The sequence below is a fragment of the Gammaproteobacteria bacterium genome, assembly GCA_016199745.1.
Classification (GTDB): domain Bacteria; phylum Pseudomonadota; class Gammaproteobacteria; order Acidiferrobacterales; family Sulfurifustaceae; genus JACQFZ01.
The window spans coordinates 127,399-145,693 of sequence record JACQFZ010000070.1; the positions used below are offsets into that span (position 1 = coordinate 127,399).

Annotated in this window: 23 protein-coding genes; all 23 read right to left on the minus strand. The window is 59.5% G+C overall.

The genetic code is table 11. From position 1 onward, the window contains the following. Window positions 1-10: 10 nt before the first annotated feature. Entirely contained in the window at window positions 11-790 is a 780-nt protein-coding gene (locus tag HY308_18565) for a FliM/FliN family flagellar motor switch protein (GenBank protein ID MBI3900272.1), read from the minus strand. A gap of 17 nt (window positions 791-807) precedes the next feature. After that, window positions 808-2,028: a flagellar basal-body rod protein FlgF gene (flgF, locus tag HY308_18570; protein ID MBI3900273.1), complete on the minus strand. Its 1,221-nt coding sequence runs from the start codon at window positions 2,026-2,028 to the stop codon at window positions 808-810. A gap of 13 nt (window positions 2,029-2,041) precedes the next feature. Beyond that, window positions 2,042-2,449: a flagellar hook capping protein gene (locus HY308_18575; protein ID MBI3900274.1), complete on the minus strand. Its 408-nt coding sequence runs from the start codon at window positions 2,447-2,449 to the stop codon at window positions 2,042-2,044. Continuing rightward, a complete protein-coding gene (locus tag HY308_18580) occupies window positions 2,439-2,936 on the minus strand; it encodes a hypothetical protein (protein MBI3900275.1) in 498 nt (165 codons plus the stop codon). The genes HY308_18575 and HY308_18580 overlap by 11 nt, the downstream gene beginning before the upstream one ends. Before the next feature lies 1 nt (window position 2,937). Next, window positions 2,938-4,248 carry a FliI/YscN family ATPase gene (locus tag HY308_18585; GenBank protein MBI3900276.1) on the minus strand — a complete coding sequence of 437 codons (1,311 nt, stop codon included), beginning with the start codon at window positions 4,246-4,248 and terminating at the stop codon, window positions 2,938-2,940. 5 nt (window positions 4,249-4,253) lie between these two features. Beyond that, the gene (locus HY308_18590) at window positions 4,254-4,466 is read right to left on the minus strand and encodes a hypothetical protein (GenBank protein ID MBI3900277.1); all 213 of its coding nucleotides are present in this window, start codon (window positions 4,464-4,466) and stop codon (window positions 4,254-4,256) included. A gap of 6 nt (window positions 4,467-4,472) precedes the next feature. After that, a complete protein-coding gene (locus HY308_18595; GenBank protein MBI3900278.1) occupies window positions 4,473-5,162 on the minus strand; it encodes a hypothetical protein in 690 nt (229 codons plus the stop codon). A 9-nt stretch (window positions 5,163-5,171) separates the two neighbouring features. Beyond that, window positions 5,172-5,666, minus strand: coding sequence for a hypothetical protein (locus HY308_18600; GenBank protein ID MBI3900279.1), 495 nt, complete (start codon window positions 5,664-5,666; stop codon window positions 5,172-5,174). Window positions 5,667-5,673: 7 nt separating this feature from the next. Next, the gene (fliF, locus tag HY308_18605; GenBank protein ID MBI3900280.1) at window positions 5,674-7,107 is read right to left on the minus strand and encodes a flagellar M-ring protein FliF; all 1,434 of its coding nucleotides are present in this window, start codon (window positions 7,105-7,107) and stop codon (window positions 5,674-5,676) included. Window positions 7,108-7,116: 9 nt separating this feature from the next. Beyond that, entirely contained in the window at window positions 7,117-7,419 is a 303-nt protein-coding gene (gene fliE / locus HY308_18610) for a flagellar hook-basal body complex protein FliE (protein MBI3900281.1), read from the minus strand. After that, complete coding sequence (gene flgC / locus HY308_18615) at window positions 7,419-7,853, minus strand: flagellar basal body rod protein FlgC (GenBank protein MBI3900282.1); 435 nt, start codon at window positions 7,851-7,853, stop codon at window positions 7,419-7,421. The genes fliE and flgC overlap by 1 nt, the downstream gene beginning before the upstream one ends. Window positions 7,854-7,856: 3 nt before the next feature. Continuing rightward, window positions 7,857-8,246, minus strand: coding sequence for a flagellar basal body protein (locus HY308_18620; protein MBI3900283.1), 390 nt, complete (start codon window positions 8,244-8,246; stop codon window positions 7,857-7,859). Continuing rightward, window positions 8,243-8,533, minus strand: coding sequence for a hypothetical protein (locus HY308_18625; protein ID MBI3900284.1), 291 nt, complete (start codon window positions 8,531-8,533; stop codon window positions 8,243-8,245). Before HY308_18625 ends, HY308_18620 begins: the two co-directional genes overlap by 4 nt. Before the next feature lie 121 nt (window positions 8,534-8,654). After that, complete coding sequence (locus HY308_18630) at window positions 8,655-9,782, minus strand: flagellar basal body P-ring protein FlgI (protein ID MBI3900285.1); 1,128 nt, start codon at window positions 9,780-9,782, stop codon at window positions 8,655-8,657. Then, window positions 9,779-10,357 (minus strand): flagellar basal body L-ring protein FlgH, encoded by a 579-nt coding sequence (locus HY308_18635; protein MBI3900286.1) that lies wholly within the window; start codon window positions 10,355-10,357, stop codon window positions 9,779-9,781. The genes HY308_18630 and HY308_18635 overlap by 4 nt, the downstream gene beginning before the upstream one ends. 10 nt (window positions 10,358-10,367) lie before the next feature. After that, complete coding sequence (gene flgA, locus HY308_18640; protein ID MBI3900287.1) at window positions 10,368-11,342, minus strand: flagellar basal body P-ring formation protein FlgA; 975 nt, start codon at window positions 11,340-11,342, stop codon at window positions 10,368-10,370. Then, entirely contained in the window at window positions 11,339-12,109 is a 771-nt protein-coding gene (gene flgG, locus HY308_18645) for a flagellar basal-body rod protein FlgG (GenBank protein MBI3900288.1), read from the minus strand. The genes flgA and flgG overlap by 4 nt, the downstream gene beginning before the upstream one ends. 34 nt (window positions 12,110-12,143) lie before the next feature. Beyond that, a complete protein-coding gene (gene flgF, locus HY308_18650; GenBank protein ID MBI3900289.1) occupies window positions 12,144-12,878 on the minus strand; it encodes a flagellar basal-body rod protein FlgF in 735 nt (244 codons plus the stop codon). Further along, the gene (locus HY308_18655; protein MBI3900290.1) at window positions 12,871-13,164 is read right to left on the minus strand and encodes an EscU/YscU/HrcU family type III secretion system export apparatus switch protein; all 294 of its coding nucleotides are present in this window, start codon (window positions 13,162-13,164) and stop codon (window positions 12,871-12,873) included. The genes flgF (HY308_18650) and HY308_18655 overlap by 8 nt, the downstream gene beginning before the upstream one ends. Beyond that, window positions 13,161-14,393, minus strand: coding sequence for a flagellar hook-length control protein FliK (locus tag HY308_18660; protein ID MBI3900291.1), 1,233 nt, complete (start codon window positions 14,391-14,393; stop codon window positions 13,161-13,163). Before HY308_18660 ends, HY308_18655 begins: the two co-directional genes overlap by 4 nt. After that, the gene (flhA, locus tag HY308_18665; GenBank protein MBI3900292.1) at window positions 14,390-16,432 is read right to left on the minus strand and encodes a flagellar biosynthesis protein FlhA; all 2,043 of its coding nucleotides are present in this window, start codon (window positions 16,430-16,432) and stop codon (window positions 14,390-14,392) included. The genes HY308_18660 and flhA overlap by 4 nt, the downstream gene beginning before the upstream one ends. Further along, window positions 16,432-17,517 (minus strand): EscU/YscU/HrcU family type III secretion system export apparatus switch protein, encoded by a 1,086-nt coding sequence (locus HY308_18670; GenBank protein MBI3900293.1) that lies wholly within the window; start codon window positions 17,515-17,517, stop codon window positions 16,432-16,434. The genes flhA and HY308_18670 overlap by 1 nt, the downstream gene beginning before the upstream one ends. Further along, window positions 17,510-18,289 (minus strand): flagellar biosynthetic protein FliR, encoded by a 780-nt coding sequence (fliR, locus tag HY308_18675; protein ID MBI3900294.1) that lies wholly within the window; start codon window positions 18,287-18,289, stop codon window positions 17,510-17,512. The genes HY308_18670 and fliR overlap by 8 nt, the downstream gene beginning before the upstream one ends. Window positions 18,290-18,295 lie beyond the last annotated feature (6 nt).

The following is an 18,295-nucleotide window of genomic DNA, read 5'->3' on the forward strand; positions in this document are numbered from 1 at the left end:
ATTACCTCGTTTACTTGTGTGCAAGTGTCAGTTGAATAGCCTTGTGTTCACCGGCCGTGCCTAAATGGCCGGCCACCAGCCGACCGTCGTCGCCGAACAGCACCGGCAACGGATCTTCGAGCTTATGGTCGAGCCGAATGACGTCGCCGACGGCAAGCGTCGCCATTTCCTGCAGCGTCAGTTCGGCGTCGCCGGCGGTGACTTCGATCGCCGCGGTCTGCGACTCGATCGCACGCCGGGTCGGCGTTAGCACGGCCGGAACCTGCCGCACCTTCAACGTGCTGGTTAACGCCTGCGTCGTTTTCGGATAAAGCAGCAACACCCACGACAGTCCATCACCGATGTCGACACTGGCCGCAACGTATCCACGGCTGTCCGTCAACACCGACTTGTCGTCGACACCATCGCGCCACGACGTCGAATCGTTGAGTGTGTGACCAGCTTCCAACAGCACCGTTTCGATGAGCGCGCGCCGCACAGCGGTTTCCAGTGCCTCGGCGATTTCGCCGGCGTTCGTGCCCAACTCGCGCAAACCGGACAGCACGTGGCCTAAGCCAGTGCCGGCGTTAGGCAACGTGCCGACGGCCACCGTCAATCCGAGCGACGTTGCGCCGGTTAACCAGCGACAGTCCGCGACCGGCAACTCGGCGACATTGGTCAGCAACGAAATCTGTGCCTCATCGGTGTCATCGAGCCACTGACGGCGCCATTGCTGCAGCGCCCGCGTCAGTTGCTCGCGCAACAGCTGGCGCTCGCTCTCATTGATCAACCAAAAACGGTTAAACGACATTTGCTTTTACCTTCGGGTTAACGATGACCACGCATTTCCATCAACTGCTGAATCATTTCGTTGGTAACGCTGACAACCTGCGAGCTCGCTTGATAACCGCGTTGGATAACCACCATGTCGGTGAACTGTTCGGTCAGCTCGACGTTCGACAGCTCGATGCGCTTAGCCTGGGTCTTACCCATGCCGTTGTTCGACGGGTTATCCAAGATCACCTCTTGATTCGACTCGTTGGCGAACAAACCACTGCCGCGCTCGGTTAGGCCCTGCAAATTGCGAAATTGCGCCAACGCCAAACTGTCATACGTCTTGGTTTCGCCGTTGGAATACTTAACCTGCAAGGCACCGCTTTCGTTGAAGCTGATTTCAGTCGCCGAACCGACGGCGAAGCCGTCCTGCTTGCTGACCTTGAGATCGGATGAGGCGCCGGAAAGACTGCGGCTACCGGAAATGCTGTCAGCGGCACCGAAGTCCAATGTCACGGTGGTCGGCGTGACGCCGGTCGGCGCATAGGAAAATTCCATGGTGTTGAACCCCGCCGCCGGCGTGCCGGAGCCGTTGTAGCGGATTTCACCTTCGGCGATCTTGACGTCGTTCTCGTCGCGCACCTCGACCTTCCAACTATGCAGACTGATATCGCCGACGGCGACACTGCCATTATCGGCGAAGATGATTTTGAGCTTGTGAGTACTACCGGCGCCATCGACAACGGCGACGTCGGAAATCGTGTGCGCTGCCGGCGTCGAACCGCTGGAACCATAGGCGAGTATGTTGCTAAAGCTAATTTTAGCCGTCGGCTGCGGTGCAATCGTCCGCCGATCGGTAATGCTGATGTCTTGTAGCTGACCGTCTTGCAGAGCTGCCACTCGACCCTTACTGCTGCGTTCGATCAGAAAACCTTCGTCGTCGAATTCGAACTGACCGGCGCGGGTGTAGAACGTCTGCCCGTCTTTGCGCAGCACAAAAAAGCCGGCGCCATCGATGGCGATATCAAGCTCATTGCCGGTATCGCGCAGCTCACCTTGCTGATAATTGATACTGCTGCCGCTGGCGTCGACGCCTTGGCCCATCTGTTCCTTATTGTCCTGACCACCGCTGAAGCGATAAAACAAATCGCGAAACGTCAGTTCACTCGATTTGAAGCCGGGCGTGTTCATGTTGGAGATGTTGTTGCTGAGCGTATCCAAGCCTTTGGAGAAGGCCAGCAGTCCGGATAGACCGGAATATAAGGAGCTGAGCATGTTCGATCCTCGATTAGCGAACGATAACTACTTGCGACAAGCTGACGTCGGTCAAGAATTCGCCGGCATCGGTTTTCACCGTCAACGACGGCGAGCCGCGCTGGAAGTTAATCGTCGTAACGCTGCCGACCTGCGAGCCGGTGCTGGTCTGGACTTCGACAGTCTTGCCGATCAAGCCGATCGCCTGCGTTGCCGACTGGATCGTCAACAGCGAATTAACGTTGTCGTTCTGCTGGCGCGTCAGTTCCAGGTTGGTGAACTGCGCCATTTGCGCAATGAATTCCTGGTTGTCCATCGGCTTGAGCGGATCTTGAAACGACAGCTGCGTCAGCAGCACTTTCAAAAAGTCTTCTTGGCCCAAGCCCGCTTGTTGTAACGACTTCGAGCTGTCGGTAACGGTGCCTATGCTTTCAACTGCCATTTTTATCTCCTCCGTTTTTAATAAGTGACGCCAGTGCGGCGCTTCCGCCCTGAGCGATTAACCAAAGTTCATCGAGTTGCTTGTGCTCGCGTCGGATATTCTCGTCGGTGTACTCGCCCAACTTCTTCGACTGATGCTTCTCCAACGCCTTGATGCCCTGCCGGATCGTGCCGAGGTTACGGCTGATCTGCTGATGCACCTTATTCGCCTGCTCGAGCTGCTTGCGCTTCTCGTTCAGGTCCTGATGCCGAAACGCAAGGTAGTTCAAAATGCTCTGCTGCCGTTCGCGATCGATAGTCGCGCCCTGCTCGCCCGACTGCCGCAGCAACGTTTCGGTCTCGTCGATAACGCCCTCGATGCCTTTGAGCTCGTTTTCTTTCTTGGCGACGACCGACTTGGCGTTCGCCTCTTCGACTTTGACGATGGACCAATCCATTTGCCGCTTTTTCAACAATGGATCGAGCGAGTAACGAAAACGTTTAGTCATCTCACTGTTCCCCCGTCAATAGACCGCGTAAATCGTTGTACGCCTGTGCCCGTGCCACCGGCGCCGACGGCTCCTGCGTCAAAAACTTTTCCAATGCCGGCATCAGCCGGATCGCCTTATCGACTTCCGGATTGAGCCCGGAGCGATAAGCACCGACGTCGATCAAATCTTTCGAGTTGTAGTAAACACTGAGCAGCTTGATCGTTTGCTTCGCCAGCGCTTTCTCGTCAGCGTTCGCCAAATCCGGAAACAACCGGCTGATGCTGGTGAGCACTTCGATCGCCGGATAGTGACCGCGGTTAGCGAGCGCACGCGATAACACGATGTGGCCGTCGAGAATCGACCGCACGGCGTCGGCGATCGGGTCGTTCATGTCGTCGCCTTCGACCAAAATCGTATAGAACGCGGTTATCGAACCGCCGCCGTCGCAAGCGCCGCCGCGTTCGAGCAGCCGCGGTAACGCCGCGAACACCGACGGCGTATAACCGCGCGCGGTCGGCGGCTCGCCGATCGACAGACCGATCTCGCGGCTGGCCATGGCGAAGCGCGTGATCGAATCCATCGTCAGCACCACGTCCTTGCCGCGGTTGCGAAAATATTCGGCGATGGTAGTCGCCGCCAGCGCTGCACGCATACGCACCAACGCCGGCTGGTCGGAGGTGGCAACGATTACTACCGAGCGCGCCAAACCTTCCGGGCCGAGGATGTCTTCGATAAAATCTCGCACTTCGCGACCGCGTTCACCGACCAAGGCAATGACGTTGACGTCGGCGTTCATGCTGCGGGCGATCATGCCGAGCAAGGTGCTCTTGCCGACGCCGCTACCGGAGAAAATACCGACGCGCTGGCCGCGGCCGACCGTGAGCAACGAATCGATCGTGCGCACGCCGGTCTCGAGCACTTGCGAGATGCGCGTGCGCCGCAACGGATTAATCGGCTCGGGATAAATCGGATAACGTTCGGTGAACAGCGGCGCCGGTTGACCATCGAGCGGCGTACCGAACGCGTCGATTACGCGACCGAGCAGCTGCCCGCCGACCGGCATATAAACGGAGCGGCCGGTGGCGACGACTTCGGCGCCGAGACTGATACCGCGCGGCTCTTCGTACGGCGTCATCAGTACTCGACCTTCACGCAAGCCCATAACCTCGGCATACACCGGCCGGCCGACGGCGCGCGAGTGGATCTCGCACAGCTCGCCGACGAACACGTCCGGCCCGACCGACTCGATCACGGAGCCGACGAATTGCGAGACCTTGCCGGTACGTCGGACAAAGTCGGTCGTCTTGACCGCTGTGAGGAGTCGTTCCACCGTCGCTATCTCGCCGTCGGACGCGCCGTGCGCGTCACACCTTTAAAACCGGCACGCTGGGCGCACCGCACCTGCGTTGAACGGCCGCGTCGCAAACGCGTACGCCGCTGCGCTTTTTCGCCCGTGGAGAAACGCGCCGGGAGTTCGACGACACCCTTGCTCCAACCCTCGCGTTGCGCGCGCGGACACTTCACATCGGCAATAAGTTTGTTATGCATGGTTATTTATCGCTGCCGTGCGTTCAGCAACGCATCGCGTAATTGTTCCAGTTGGATTTCCAAGCGGCCGTCCAAATTGCCCGCCGGGGTTTCCAGCAGGCAGCCGCCCATTTGTACGCGTTCGTCGGCGACCAACTCGACGTCGCCAGTATTTAAACCATCGATCAATCGCAACCGCTCCATCTCAATCCAGGCGAGGTCATACGGGGCAACGCGCGCCACCAACCGATTGCGTTCTTTCGCATGCCGAATGACTTCGCGCACGGTCGCGACCACCGCATCGCGCTGCGTCATACGCTCGCCGATGATCTTCACCACGGCTTCGTAGACGATCTCGACGGCGATATCGGTGACACCGTCGATGCCGGCATCCAACGATGCCCGCGCCGAGGCCAGCAACGCCGCCAGCTTTTCCAATTGCGCTTCGAACTCGGCTTCGCCCTGCTCGCGCCCTTCGTTCTTACCTTGGGCGAACCCGTCGTCGACCGCTTGTTGACGCAGCGCCGCCAACTCTTCTTGATAGCGCTCCAGGAATTCCTCATAAGTGAACCGCAGTTCCGGCGCCGCCGTTATTACCGGCGCCGATATCTCCATCGCATCGGCAAAAGCCGAATGCGTCGGCGCCTCCGATGCCGACCGCTTTTGCGTCAGCACGACCGATTGTTCAGCGATCGCCGCAGAACGAATGAGAGTCATATGGCGTTCCTAAGCAGCATTCGCGGCCCGCTTGAGCACTGACTCGAAATCGGCGACCGCCGATGCCGGCAAGTCACGTTGCTTGGCCTTGCGCAACAGCGTCTCCAACAGCACTTCCTGCAACCGCGGCTTCAGTGCAGCGCGTGTGCTCGGCAACGCCGAGCGGATCTTTGCAGCGCGCGGAAGTCCGAGCTGTTCGAGAAACGGCTCGACCATTGACGTGTCGAGCACCGATAACACGGCGACGACGACCCAATCCGGCTCGTCGTTGAGCACCTCGACCAATGTCGCCGCATCCCAGCGCTTCACCTTATTAAGGTCATCCTCGATGGTGCGCGCGACGGCGGCGGCAGCGACATGGGTCGACGCCATCTGCAGGCGCAACGCCTCGAGCGCCGCCTGTAACCGTTGGCGGTCGTCTGCCGGCAGTTGCGCCAATAACCACTGCTGCTCTGCATCACTCAGCTCGTAAAGGCTGAGCGCCGCTTGTTGAAAACCATCCATCGCCCGCTTACCTCGATTCTTTTGCTTTTTCCGCCGCCAGCCACGCTTTGATATCGACCAATCGCGCGTCGCGCTCGCTGTCGCTCAATCCGCCATTGCCAACCAGCACCTGCGCCCGCGACTGCGACAACCGCCAGCCGATAAGCAAAGCGATACCGATCAACGCTGCTACTACAGCACCGATGACGCTCGACCTCGTCAACAAACTCCAACCGTTACCGGCATTCGTATTAGCCGCGTCCACTGGTGTCGTCGGAGCCGCCACTTCTTCCTCGACCGGGCTCAACAGCTGGTCGATCGGCTGAATCGCGATCGCGTCGCCGCGCGCATCGCTATAGCCGACGATCATGCTGACGACGGAATGGATACGGTCGATCTGCTGCGGGTTGAGCTTCGGTACGATGATGCCGACACTGACGCGGCGAATGCCGCCCGGTGCCGTCACCACTTGCTCGACGCTCTTGCCGACTTCGTATTCGACTTCACTGGTCGACGTCAACCCTTGGGCACCGTCGCCGCCGCCGGCTTTGTAACCTTGGCGATAGTTCGACTCGCGCTTACGTACGACCGCGCCGACTTCGGCACTGCCGCTACGCAGCGGAACGATGCTCTGCTGGGTACGCTTGATCTCATCGAAGTTGAGCGTGACGTCGACGCTGACGATCGCTTGTCCCGGACCAAAGGTGCGATCGAGCACCTCGGAAATCTTGCGGACGAAATACTCTTCGGCGTTCTTTTTCAGCTTCAGCTGACCGCTGGCGGCGGCGAAACCTTCGTCGCCATCGATCGCCGCCGACAACGTCACTCCGCGCTGATCCAGCACCGTTACCGCCGCCGGTTCGAGGCTCGGCACCGCCGCTGCAACTAATCGTTGAATGCCGACGATCTGCTCGTTGCTCAACGACGCACCCGGCTTCAACACCAAGCTTACCGACGCCTTCGGTTTGACCTTCTGCCGCTTGAAGATGCTGCTCTCGGCGACTACCAGATGCACCCGCGCCTGCTTCACCTGATCGATCGCCATGATCGTGCGCGCCAGCTCGCCCTGCATGGCGCGCTGATAGTTGATCTTCTGCGTGTACTCGGTCATGCCGACATCGTTCTTGTCGAAGATCTCGAAACCGATGCCGCCGGCCAGTGGCACACCCTTACCCATCAGACTCAGGCGCGTGTCGTACACGCGATCTTCGGCGACCAAAATCTTGTTACCGCCGTCGGCGAGCTTGTACGGCACCTTCATGCGGTGCAGCTCATCGACAATGGCAGCAGCGTCACGCGGCTCGAGCTCGGCGAATAGCACCTGATAATTCGTCCGCATCGACCACCATGCCAACAGCAACGCGACGACGATGATGCCGCCGATCAACGTGACCAGGGTCAAACGCGCGCTACGTCCCGCGTTCTCCCAAGCCGTTACTACATTTTTCCAAATCTCATTCATGACGACGGCCTATACCTGCATGCGCATGATGTCCTGGTACGCCTCCAGGATACGGTTACGAACTTGCACGACCAGCTCGAACGACAGCTTGGCCTGTTCAAGGGCGATCATGGTCTCGTGCAGGTTCTGCGTTTCGCCGACGGCGAGACGGCGCACCTGCGTGTCGGCGTTGATCAATTTGTCGTTGACCGAGCCCAGCTCGCGGGAAAGAAACGTGGAGAAATCGGTCGGTACCGACTCCGGCGCAACGACCGCCGTCGGTTGCAGGCTGAGTTCGTCGGCGGCGGTGACGGCATTGATAGCGTCAATCATTAGCGATCGCTGCCGATTTCAAGCGCCTTCATGGCCATGGACTTGGCGGCGTTGAGCGCGCGCACGTTGGCTTCATAAGCGCGCGTGGTCGAGATCAACTGCACCATCTCGGTCACCGAATTTACCGCCGGATAAGCGACAAAGCCGCGTTCGTCGGCATCCGGATGACCCGGGTCGAACACCATGCGCGGCGCGGTGTCGATCGGCGTCACTTGCACTTGGCTGACGACGCCCTGGTTCGGCATCATGCCGTTCAACATCGCATCGAACGATTGCGGCGAAACCGTGGCGGTCACGCGCATCGGCTTGTACAACGTGCCATCCGGACCGCGCGTGCTGTTGGCATTGGCCAAATTCAGCGCCGATACATCGAGCCGGGTGCGCTCGACGTTCATGCCGGCGGCGCTAATCTCAAAGGCGGAAAAGGTATTCATGGATTATCTCCCTCCGGTGACGGCTAACCGATTGATGGACGCCATCTTGTTGTAGGCCTGCAGCAGCGCTTGGTAGTGCACCGTGTTCTGCACCATACGCGCCACTTCAGAATCGACCTGAACTTTGTCGGCGGTCGGATCGGCGATCGGTTGCAGCGACGGCTGTAGCGATTCAAGCGTTTGCGCCATCGACGCATCTTGGCGGCGATCGAGTAAGCGACCCTGCACCATGGCGAGATGGTCGTCGAAGCTCACGTACAGCGGCCGGTAACCGACGCTATTGGCGTTGGCAATGTTGGTCGCGAACGCCGCGTGCTTGGCCATCGACGCGTTGAGGGCAAATGTCACCAGCTGCGCCGTCGCCTGGCTCGATACCGAATTGATCTCTGTCACTTTTGCACCTCTGTTGCCGAAGTTTCCGTCGCTTGCGCTAGCGCCATGCGGCCAAAGCCCAAATCGACTTGCGTCGCCAGCTCATGCGCGAAGTCTTGTAAGAAAAAATCGCCGAGCGGCATCGATTCCGATTCCTCGGACTCGAACGCCTGCATCAAACCGCTCTCGCGCAACAACAACTCCCACACCATCGCATCAAACTCGGCGACGACTTGTGTCGGTTGCGTCGGTGCCGCGCTAGCGCTCGGCGGCGTGGTCGACATTACGTTAATTTCATTAATCATCATTCTGACCACCTCAAAAAAGTGCGACGGTCCTCCCTAGTTGTTCGTTATCGCCCTACCGCCGTCGCCACGGAGGGAATTCTCTATTCATTACCCCCTCTCCCCCTTCGGGGAGAGGGAAACGTTATTGAACAATCAGCTCCGCATGCAGCGCACCGGCACGCTTGATGCTCTGCAAAATATTGATCACGTCGCGCGTATTGGTCTTGATGCGATTGAGTGCGCCGATCAGTTCGGATACCCGCGTGCCGGCCGGCAGCGATACGCTGCTCAGTGAATCTTCTTGCACATCGATGCGCGTCTGCGGCACCGTCTCGGTGCGTACATTGCCGCTCGGCTCGACCAGCACACCGCCTGGTTGCGATACCTGATAGTCGGTGACGATCGCCACCCGCAGGTTGCCGTGGGTGACGGTGACCGCCGAGATCCGCACATCGCCGCCGGATACGACCGTGCCAGTGCGTTCGTTCACCACCACGCGCGCACGTTGATCCGGCTCGATACTGATGTTTTCGATCCGCGAGACGAAATTTACCAAGTGGGTCGATTCTTCATCCGGCAGGCGTATGGCCACACGACCGGCGTCGAGCGCATTGGCGATGTTCTTGCCGTAGTTCTCGTTGATGGCGCCGGCGATACGGCTGGCGGTGGTGTGATCCGGATCGAACAGCAGCAAGCCGATCTGACCGTCGTCTTTGACGATGTGCGTGTCGACGCCAACTTCGATCGTGGCGCCTTCGGAGATCACGCCCGCGGTCGGGTGATTGCGCTGGACGACATTACCGTTCTGGTCGTACTTGAAACCGCCGATCGACAACGGACCTTGCGCCAACGCGTAAATTTTTCGATCGGGGCCGTACAGCGGCATCATCAATAACGTACCGCCGGACAAACTGCGTGCGTCGCCCATCGACGATACGTTCACATCGATTTTGTCGCCGGCACGGGCATACGACGGCAACGTCGCCGTTACCATGACGCCGGCAACGTTGCGACTGTTTAGCTGCGACAGATTGACGACCACACCGAATTCACGCAGCGCGTTACTGATGGTTTGTAACGTCACTTGGCTGCGCGCCGAATCGCCGGTGCCGGCCAAACCGGTGACGATGCCGTAACCGACAACCATGTTGTCGCGCACACCGTCGATGCGGCCAAGGTCCTTGATGCGGACGCCCGCAAGCGCGCCGTGCGTGGCTAACGCACAAGCCAATCCGAAAACAAATGCAATGAACGTCTTTTGCCGACTCATAGAATGTGTAACCAGCCCAGAAACCGCGTGAGAATGCCCGGGCTTTGCTTCTCGGCCAGCAAGCCGTCGCCGGTGTAACGAATCTTGGCGTCGCTCAACCGGGTCGATAGCACCGAGTTGTTCGACTGAATGTCTTGCGGCCGGACCCGGCCTTCGACGTACAGCATCTGCTTCTCTTCGTTGAATTCGATTTCCTGCTCGCCTTTCACCCGCAGATCGCCGTTGGCCTCGACCGATTGCACGACCACGGTCAGCTGTGCCACCAACTTGCCGGAGCGTTCGATCTTGCCGCCGCCGCTGAAATCTTCCGACACATTGCCGGTGCCGAACTTAGTACCCGACGTCGAGCCGGTGATGTTCACGCCCAAATCCGCTTGTTTGTCGGTCGCGGTGCGCGCGCTGGTAGTCAGGCTCGCGAACTCGGTGACGATAACGGTCAAGTTGTCGCCGACCCGCAGCGCCCGCTGATCGCCGGACAACGGCCGAAACTGAGTCGCGTCGAACAAACTGTCAGCACCCGCCGGCGCCGTCAGCAGCGCGCCGATCAATGCCATCGTTAGTGTCGATATGCGCATACGATTCCTCTTATTCCGTCACTAAAACTTTTCTATCGCCGACGACTTTCGCCGTGTACGTCAGCGTGCTCGCCGGGTTACGCACACGAATGATCTTGCCGATGCTGCCTTCTTCTTGTGCGACCGCTTTGGTGTCGATCGCGATCGGTCCGGTGATGACATGTACGTCGACCTCTTGGTCGGCCAGGATCGATGGCAGCGACTCGATATCGCTTGCCTGCAGCACGTTACCGGCGGCGACGAAGCGGCGTGTCCGCAAACCAGTCAATGCCGTATCCGCCGCGATCGGCGGGCTCGCTAACGCGGCAACGTCACGCTCCTCGATGGCGATATCGTTTGTCGTGATCGGCTCTTTCGATCCATAGGCGCGCCGCGTTACCAACGCCGGCCGATAAACACTGACCGCAAACCATACCGGCAAGCTGCGATAAATCGCGCCGTTCACTTCGATGTCGAGCCAAACGCACATGCGCTTGGCGACGCCGATTCCACGCAGCGGCCGCGGTGCCGCGCGCCACTGCCCGGCCGGTCCGCGGAACGACGGAACGTTGGTAACGGGCGTGATTTGCACACGTGCATTGGTCGGTACTTGGCCGCGCAAATGTTCGGCGAGATGCGCCTGCGCCGCCGCCAGCAATTGCGCGCCGTCGTATTCCGCCGCCGGCCGTTCGATCGCGATCGTGTCGCTGCCTTCGATCGAGAACGACAACTCGCCGCCGGATTGACGCATCGCCCGTGCGACCTGCTCGCGCTCGAGCACACGCCGGCCACCGATCGGCGGCGCCGATGCGATCTGCACCACCGCCAACCGCTGCCGCACGGCCGCATCCGCTTGGATATCGGCAATGTCGGCCAAGCGAATTTGCGCGCCGGTTACGGTCGCTTGCGACCGTAACCCGATCACAATCGGCATGTCACCGCCGGCGAGTGCCGACATCGACGCGATCAGGCCGACAGCGGCGGCGAATTTAACGAACGATTTCATCGAAACAGGTTGTTGCTGATGCTCAGTAACTCGTCCGACGCCTGCACCACTTTCGAATTAATTTCGTAAGCACGTTGGGCAACGATCAGATTGATCATCTCGTCGATCAACTTGACGTTGGACGATTCGATGAAACCTTGGGCGAGGTTACCGACGCCGTTTTGTCCCGGCTGACTGCGCAACGCTTCACCCGAACCTTCGGTCGCGAGATAGAGGTTGTCGCCGACCGGCTTCAGATTGTTGGCGCTGACGAAGTTGGCCAATTCGATCTGGCCGATGTCGATCGGTTGGGTTTGACCGGGTACATTAGCGAGCACGCGACCATCGGCCTCGACGACGATAGCGGTCGCATCGCTCGGCACTTGGATCGAGTTGCTCAACGGATGACCATCGTGCGTAACCAACGCGCCGTCGGCGTTCAACTGCAACGCGCCGTAGCGGGTGTAACCGAGCGTACCGTCCGGCAACGTGACTTCGAAGAAACCTTGGCCGCGGATGGCGAGGTCGAGCGGTTGCTCGGTCTTCTTCAGTTCGCCGACGGTGAAGACTTTGCCGGACGAAGCGATCGCCGTGCCCATACCGGAACGCGCGGCATTAGCGTTGTCCGACTTGGACGCGTCCATGGTCCGATACAGCAAGTCTTCGAATTCGACCCGATTGCGCTTGAAGCCGGCGGTGTTCACATTCGCCAGATTGTTAGCAACGGTGTCGATGTTCATTTGCTGCGCCTGCATACCGGTGGCGCCGATGTATAACGAATCAATCATTGTTGTGACTCCCCTGTGCGACTTTTATATAAATTTAAACTTCACCGCCGGCATTAATCGCACGATCCATCATGGCGTCGTATCCGCGCAGCAACCGCTGGCTCGCCTCGAAATGCCGTACCGTTTCGATCATTTTGATCATTTCGTTCATCGCCACGACGTTCGACATCTCGGCGAAACCCTGGCGCGCATTGACACCGCTGGCGTCGCTCATATTGGTGCCTTCACCGGCGAGAAACAGACCTTCGCCGGCACGCGTCAATGTCGTCATATCGTTCGTGCTGACGATCTTCAGCTGTCCGACCTGCGTTGCGCCTTCCCACACCCGACCCTGCGCATCGATGCGCGGATCCGGCACGGTAACGCTGATGTCGCCGCCCTCACCCATAACGACATAGCCGGCGGCGGTCACTAACCGGCCGTTGGCGTCGACATGGAAATTGCCTTGGCGCGTGTACGCTTCACCCATCGGCGTCGACACCGCGAACAGCCCATCGCCTTCCAGCGCCACGTCCAACGGATTGCCGGTGTACTTCAACGTGCCGGCCTTATGGTCGATGTGAATACTGGTCGACGGCGAGGTTTGCGTCGGCATGGTCGAGTCGTTGGCATCGTTGGCTTGCGCCAAGTGCTCGACGAACGGCTGGATCGTCACCACCTCGCGCTTGAAGCCGACGGTGCCGGCGTTAGCGACGTTATGGCTGATAGAATTCAGGCGCTGAACGTCGTTCAACATGCCCAACTCGGTTACTGCAAGTGCGTCACGCATTGCCCTTCCTCTTTTCTGCTTCTTCGATGGCGAACACATGCGCCAACAGCGCCGCCACCAGTTGAAATAATTCCGGGCCGATATGTCCGTCCATCGGTAAGCGATACAACTGATCCGCCAACTGCGCGTCCTGCACCACCGGCGGACCGTTGACGAGGCTGCGCGCACGCAAGACCTCGTCAACGGCGTTACCGCTCGCCTTGACCACGACGGTCGGCAAGCCCTCCCCCATTTCATATTTCAGGCCGACGACTTTTTTCGGCGATGAATGCTCCGAGGTCGTCATACCCATCGACTCAACGAATCCTGGCTAACCACGTGCTCGACGACCGAGCGCACGACCCGGCTCTTGCCGTCGTCCTGCTGCGTTTGGTAGGCGATCTCGTCGATCGCCCAACCGCTGCCGGCAAGCGCCGTTTTCAACTGCTCGGCATAGCCAGATACCAGCGCCGTCTTCTCCGGATCTTGCGTGGCAATCTGCACGCGCGCATGCGCACCGGACAAGTGCGCCACGACTTCGACGCGACCTAGGTTTTGCGTTTTGAGCGAGAACATCAGCTTGCGGTGCTTGGCGTCGGGCTTCTGTTCGGCGTCGCGGCGCTGCTCGAAGAACGACATCTCCACTTCGACCAGCTGGCCGCCGACCAGCAACGGCAAAGTCCCCAATCGATGCGCAACCGCACCGTCCGCCTGTGCGTTGAGCAACCAATACGCAAGCTGTTGTTGATCGCGCTGGCCGTTCGACTCGTTGTCGGTTATCGCCTTCAACGGCGGTAGACCGACCGGCACGGCTTGCGGATCGATAACGCTGTCGGCGCTTTGGTCGGCACTTTCTTCCGGCGAGTCACTGATGGCCTTGTCGATCGCATCGGCTAACCGGCGCAATGCCGCCGGCGATAACGTCGGCGCTTCGCCATTGCCGGTTTCGATCTTTACCGCCGCATCAGCGGCGACCGGTAGTCCAACGCCGTCGGTCTTACGCAGCAACGCGTTATAGACCGGCCACAACAATTCCGACGCCTGCTTCAATCCCAATTTCGCCAGCAGCGCACCGCTCAACGCCATCGCACCGCCGTCGGCGGCACGGCGCACCGCCGCCGCCAATGCGTTTTGATCGTCGGCGCTCAAGCGCACGTTGTACCGCGCCAGCAAATCGTCCAACCGGTTCGAGCCGCGCGCTTGCGGATCGAGCACGGTATTGGCGCGCGCATCGGCCGCCGGCGCCTCGCCGTCGTTCGGATACAACCGCTGTAATTCGACGCGGTCACCCAGGCCGATGACGCGGCCATGAATCAAATCGCCGGTCTGCAGCGGAATACCGCTGTCGACCACGCGCTCTTGGCCGCCGAAATTAACGAGGTAACGGTTACCGTCGTACTGCCGCAGCACCTTGCCTTTGATGACTTCGCCCAGACGCAACTCGCTGGCGAACTCCTTCGCGCCCGGCAAGAAGAAACGGCCGGCGTCGGCGCGCGATGTATTCGGTAAGGGAACGCCGATGGTTTGAATCGTCATACCGACACCATTCCATAGGCCTTCAGATTGACGTTATTCGGAATTTCCGACAGCGATAGCACCGACAACTGCGGCATAACGCGCTCAGTGAAACGACGCAAATGGCGCCGCAAAACCGGCGAGCACAGAACCACCGGCATCATGTTGTTCGACATCATCTTCTCGACTTCGCCGGCGATACGACGTAACAGTTGCTCGGCTAACTTCGGTTCCAGCACTAACGTCGCTTTCTCATCGACCGCGCGAATCGATCCATTGATCGCCTGCTCGATCGACGGATCGAGCGTCAACACGTACAACTCACCTTCGGTGTTAGTCAGACTTTGGCAAATGGAAGCACCCAAGCGTTCACGGACGTGCTCGGTCAGCAGTTCCGGATCGCGGCTGCGGCCGCCGAAATCGGACAACACTTCGAGAATCGCTTCGATATTGCGAATCGAAACTTTTTCGCGCAGCAGGTTTTGCAACACCTTCTGCACTTCGCCGACCGCTAGCACCTTCGGAATCAATTCTTCGATCAAGCTCGCCTGTTGCTCACGCACGCGACCGATAATGCGTTCGGTCTCGGCGCGCGTGAGCAGATTCGGCGATTGTTGTTTGATGACTTCGGTCAAGTGCGTAAGCATGACGGTCGCCGGATCGACCACGGTGTAACCGGCATCGCGGGCGCGCTTGCGTTGATCTTCGACAATCCAAACCGCCGGCAAGCCATACGTCGGATCGCGTGCCGGCACGCCGTCCAACGCCCCGCGTTCGCCGTTCGGGCTGATGGCGAGCAAACGATCGGCGACGATCTCGCCTTCCGCCACCTTAGTGCCGTACACCGCGACTTGATAATGATTGGGCCCGTGCTTCTTATTGTCCTTGACCCGCACTTTCGGAAAGACGAAGCCGGCGTCGAGCGCGCACTGCTTGCGGAACGCAACGATACGCTCCATGAATAAACTATTGTCGCCGCCGACCAGCGGGATCAGGTTCTGTCCAATCGAAACTTCGATCGGCTCGACCGTCAGCAAGCCATAAAGATCCTCGGCGTCGCCGCTGGCAGCCTTACCGGCATCGGCAGTCTCGAGCTCGCGTTTACCCCAAGCGCGGAATGCAAACCAGAACAGCAACGACGTGATCGTCAGCAATACCAGCACCGGCAACAGCGGAATACCCGGCAGGAACAGCAACGCCACCAGGCCAGCGCCGACCAGCAAGATAGTTTTCGGATAGGCCGTGACTTGCTTTGCCACCTCGTCGCTCAACTGCGCGTCGGTCGCAGCGCGGGTGACGATGATGCCGGTGGCGGTGGCGATGATCAGTGCCGGTACCTGCGTGACGATACCGTCGCCAATGGTTAGCAGCGTATAGGTCTGCAGCGCATCGCCCCAGCTCATGCCCATCTGCGAAACACCGATGGCGAGACCGCCGACGATGTTGATCAGGACAATGAGAATGCCGGCGATGGCGTCGCCTTTAACGAAACGGCTGGCGCCGTCCATCGCGCCGTAGAAGTTAGCTTCGCGCTCGACGTTCTTGCGGCGCTCGCGCGCTTCGTTCTGATCGATCAGCCCCATGTTCAGATCGGCGTCGATCGCCATCTGTTTGCCGGGCATGCTGTCGAGCGTGAATCGCGCCGCCACCTCGGCGACACGTTGCGCGCCGTTGGTCACGACCACGTATTGCACGACGATCAGCACCAAAAACACGATCAAGCCGATGACGTAATTGCCGGAGACGACGAATTCACCGATGGCGCCGATAACGTGACCGGCGTCGGCGGCGCCGAGGATCAAGCGCGTCGCCGATACGTTGAGGCCAAGCCGGAACAAGGTCGCAATCAGCAACAACGACGGGAACGTCGAGAACTCCAGCGGCTTGCCCATGTAGAACGTGAGCAACAGGATCAACAATGCGAAGCTGAAGTTGGTAATCAGCAGGAAGTCGAGCATCCACGACGGGATTGGCACGAACAGCAGCATCAGGATGAAGGTGATCAATACCACCAACACCAAGTCGCCCTGCTTACCGAGTACCTTGCGCAGGACTTGCATCATGACGCTATCCCGCCGCGCACAACCGCGTCCTTATTAGCGTAAAGATCGGCATACACGCGTGCGATCGGCTCGTACAGCTCCGACGGAATCGGTTGATCGATGTCGACTTCGCGGAACAACTGTTGCGCCAAACTGCGCCGCTCCATCATCGGCACACCATTGCGAGCGGCAACCTTACGCATGGTCAGCGCCATATCGTTCACGCCTTTGGCGATAACGCGCGGCGCGCCGGCGGTGCCGCGTTCGTACTTGAGCGCCACCGCATAATGCGTCGGGTTGGTGATTAGCACGTCCGCTTCCGGCACGCGGCTCACCGACTTGCTGCGCTTGGCGGCCTCGCGTTGCAGTTCTTTGATCTTGGCGCGCACCTGCGGGTCGCCTTCGCGTCGCTTCACTTCTTCCTTCAGCTCGCGCCGGCTCATGCGCATCTTCTTGCCGTAGTCCCAGCGGGTGTACAGCACATCGACCAGCGCCACCGCCAGCAACACCAGTACCAGCTTGAACAGCAACGATGAGATTTGATCGAACAGCGCCAGCGGATAGGCACGCGGGTCGACGGCGATCAGACCCAGCACTTGTGGCAACAGCGCCCTGATCACGAAGTAGGCGACGGTCGCGAACAGACTGAGCTTGATCAGCGTTTTCACACCTTCGAACAACATTTTTAGCGAGAACACCCGCTTGAAGCCCTCGACCGGATTGAGCCGCTTGGGATCGGGCTTGAGCGGGAAGAAACTGAAGATCGGCCCGGTCTGCGCCATGTTCGAAAGAATGCCGAGGACCATGATCAATACGACGAACGGCGCCAACAGTTGACCGAGCGCCAAGGCGATATCGGTTGCCCAATCGATCAGCCCCGGAATGTGAAAATCGAAATTGTGAGCGCGATCGAAAATCGCCCGCTCCAGCCGCAAGCCGCTGGTCATCATTTTCCAGCCCCACAACCACATCACCACCAGCGCGCCAGCGACAGCGACGAAGGCGTTGATGTCCATGCTGCGGCTGACTTGACCGCGCCGCTTCGCCTCTTCCAGCTTAAACGGCGTTGCCTGTTCCGAGCGGTCATGATCTTGCTCAGCCATGGGCGACGCTCGTCATCAAGTTGTGCCAGTAATCGAACAGATTTTCGAACACGCGCGTCATCAGCGGTCCGATGTATCGCAACGAAATCGCCAGGATGATCAAGCCGACAAAAATCTTCAGCGGCAAGCTGACGACGAGGATGTTCACTTGCGGCATGCTGCGCGCCATCACCGACAGCGCCACATCGATCAGCAGAATAACGAACAGCACCGGCGCCGCCAGCGCCAACGCGTAGCTGAACATACCGCCGAACTGGGCAACGACGGCGCCGATATCGATATCGGTCAACAATGTACCCGGCGGTATTTGCTCGAGCGAGAACGCCAAGCCACGAATCAGCAAATGATGGCCGTCGATGGCGAAGAACATGACGATCGCGAGCAGATTGAGAAACGTACCCAAGAGCGGCGACTGCGTACGCGTCGCCGGGTCGATAATACTGGCGATACCGAAGCCGAGCTGAATGTCGATGATGCGTCCGGCGAGTTGAAACACGGCGAACGAGGTGAACAAGCCGAAGGCAAGCATGGCGCCAAGCGCCAGTTCCGACAGCCCGGCGGCGACCATCTGACCGACCGACGTCGGTACCACGGCACCGTCAATGCCGGTCGCACTCACCATCAGCACCGACAACGCCAGCACCAATAGCACGCGCACATTGGCCGGCACACCGCCGAAACTAAAAAGCGGCGTCATCACCAACACCGCGCCGAAGCGCAAAGCGACCAGCGCAATGACAAAAATCCACGCCGTTTCGATTGCGATCGTCATCGATAG

What these genes read in the sequence shown, in the direction of transcription:
- HY308_18565 (MBI3900272.1), bottom strand. Translation starts at nt 790, where the DNA reads ATGTCGTTTAACCGTTTTTGGTTGATCAATGAGAGCGAGCGCCAGCTG.
- flgF (MBI3900273.1), bottom strand. Translation starts at nt 2,028, where the DNA reads ATGCTCAGCTCCTTATATTCCGGTCTATCCGGACTGCTGGCCTTCTCC.
- HY308_18575 (MBI3900274.1), bottom strand. Translation starts at nt 2,449, where the DNA reads ATGGCAGTTGAAAGCATAGGCACCGTTACCGACAGCTCGAAGTCGTTA.
- HY308_18580 (MBI3900275.1), bottom strand. Translation starts at nt 2,936, where the DNA reads ATGACTAAACGTTTTCGTTACTCGCTCGATCCATTGTTGAAAAAGCGG.
- HY308_18590 (MBI3900277.1), bottom strand. Translation starts at nt 4,466, where the DNA reads ATGCATAACAAACTTATTGCCGATGTGAAGTGTCCGCGCGCGCAACGC.
- HY308_18595 (MBI3900278.1), bottom strand. Translation starts at nt 5,162, where the DNA reads ATGACTCTCATTCGTTCTGCGGCGATCGCTGAACAATCGGTCGTGCTG.
- HY308_18600 (MBI3900279.1), bottom strand. Translation starts at nt 5,666, where the DNA reads ATGGATGGTTTTCAACAAGCGGCGCTCAGCCTTTACGAGCTGAGTGAT.
- fliF (MBI3900280.1), bottom strand. Translation starts at nt 7,107, where the DNA reads ATGAATGAGATTTGGAAAAATGTAGTAACGGCTTGGGAGAACGCGGGA.
- fliE (MBI3900281.1), bottom strand. Translation starts at nt 7,419, where the DNA reads ATGATTGACGCTATCAATGCCGTCACCGCCGCCGACGAACTCAGCCTG.
- flgC (MBI3900282.1), bottom strand. Translation starts at nt 7,853, where the DNA reads ATGAATACCTTTTCCGCCTTTGAGATTAGCGCCGCCGGCATGAACGTC.
- HY308_18625 (MBI3900284.1), bottom strand. Translation starts at nt 8,533, where the DNA reads ATGATGATTAATGAAATTAACGTAATGTCGACCACGCCGCCGAGCGCT.
- HY308_18630 (MBI3900285.1), bottom strand. Translation starts at nt 9,782, where the DNA reads ATGAGTCGGCAAAAGACGTTCATTGCATTTGTTTTCGGATTGGCTTGT.
- HY308_18635 (MBI3900286.1), bottom strand. Translation starts at nt 10,357, where the DNA reads ATGCGCATATCGACACTAACGATGGCATTGATCGGCGCGCTGCTGACG.
- flgA (MBI3900287.1), bottom strand. Translation starts at nt 11,342, where the DNA reads ATGAAATCGTTCGTTAAATTCGCCGCCGCTGTCGGCCTGATCGCGTCG.
- flgG (MBI3900288.1), bottom strand. Translation starts at nt 12,109, where the DNA reads ATGATTGATTCGTTATACATCGGCGCCACCGGTATGCAGGCGCAGCAA.
- flgF (MBI3900289.1), bottom strand. Translation starts at nt 12,878, where the DNA reads ATGCGTGACGCACTTGCAGTAACCGAGTTGGGCATGTTGAACGACGTT.
- HY308_18655 (MBI3900290.1), bottom strand. Translation starts at nt 13,164, where the DNA reads ATGACGACCTCGGAGCATTCATCGCCGAAAAAAGTCGTCGGCCTGAAA.
- HY308_18660 (MBI3900291.1), bottom strand. Translation starts at nt 14,393, where the DNA reads ATGACGATTCAAACCATCGGCGTTCCCTTACCGAATACATCGCGCGCC.
- flhA (MBI3900292.1), bottom strand. Translation starts at nt 16,432, where the DNA reads ATGCAAGTCCTGCGCAAGGTACTCGGTAAGCAGGGCGACTTGGTGTTG.
- HY308_18670 (MBI3900293.1), bottom strand. Translation starts at nt 17,517, where the DNA reads ATGGCTGAGCAAGATCATGACCGCTCGGAACAGGCAACGCCGTTTAAG.
- fliR (MBI3900294.1), bottom strand. Translation starts at nt 18,289, where the DNA reads ATGACGATCGCAATCGAAACGGCGTGGATTTTTGTCATTGCGCTGGTC.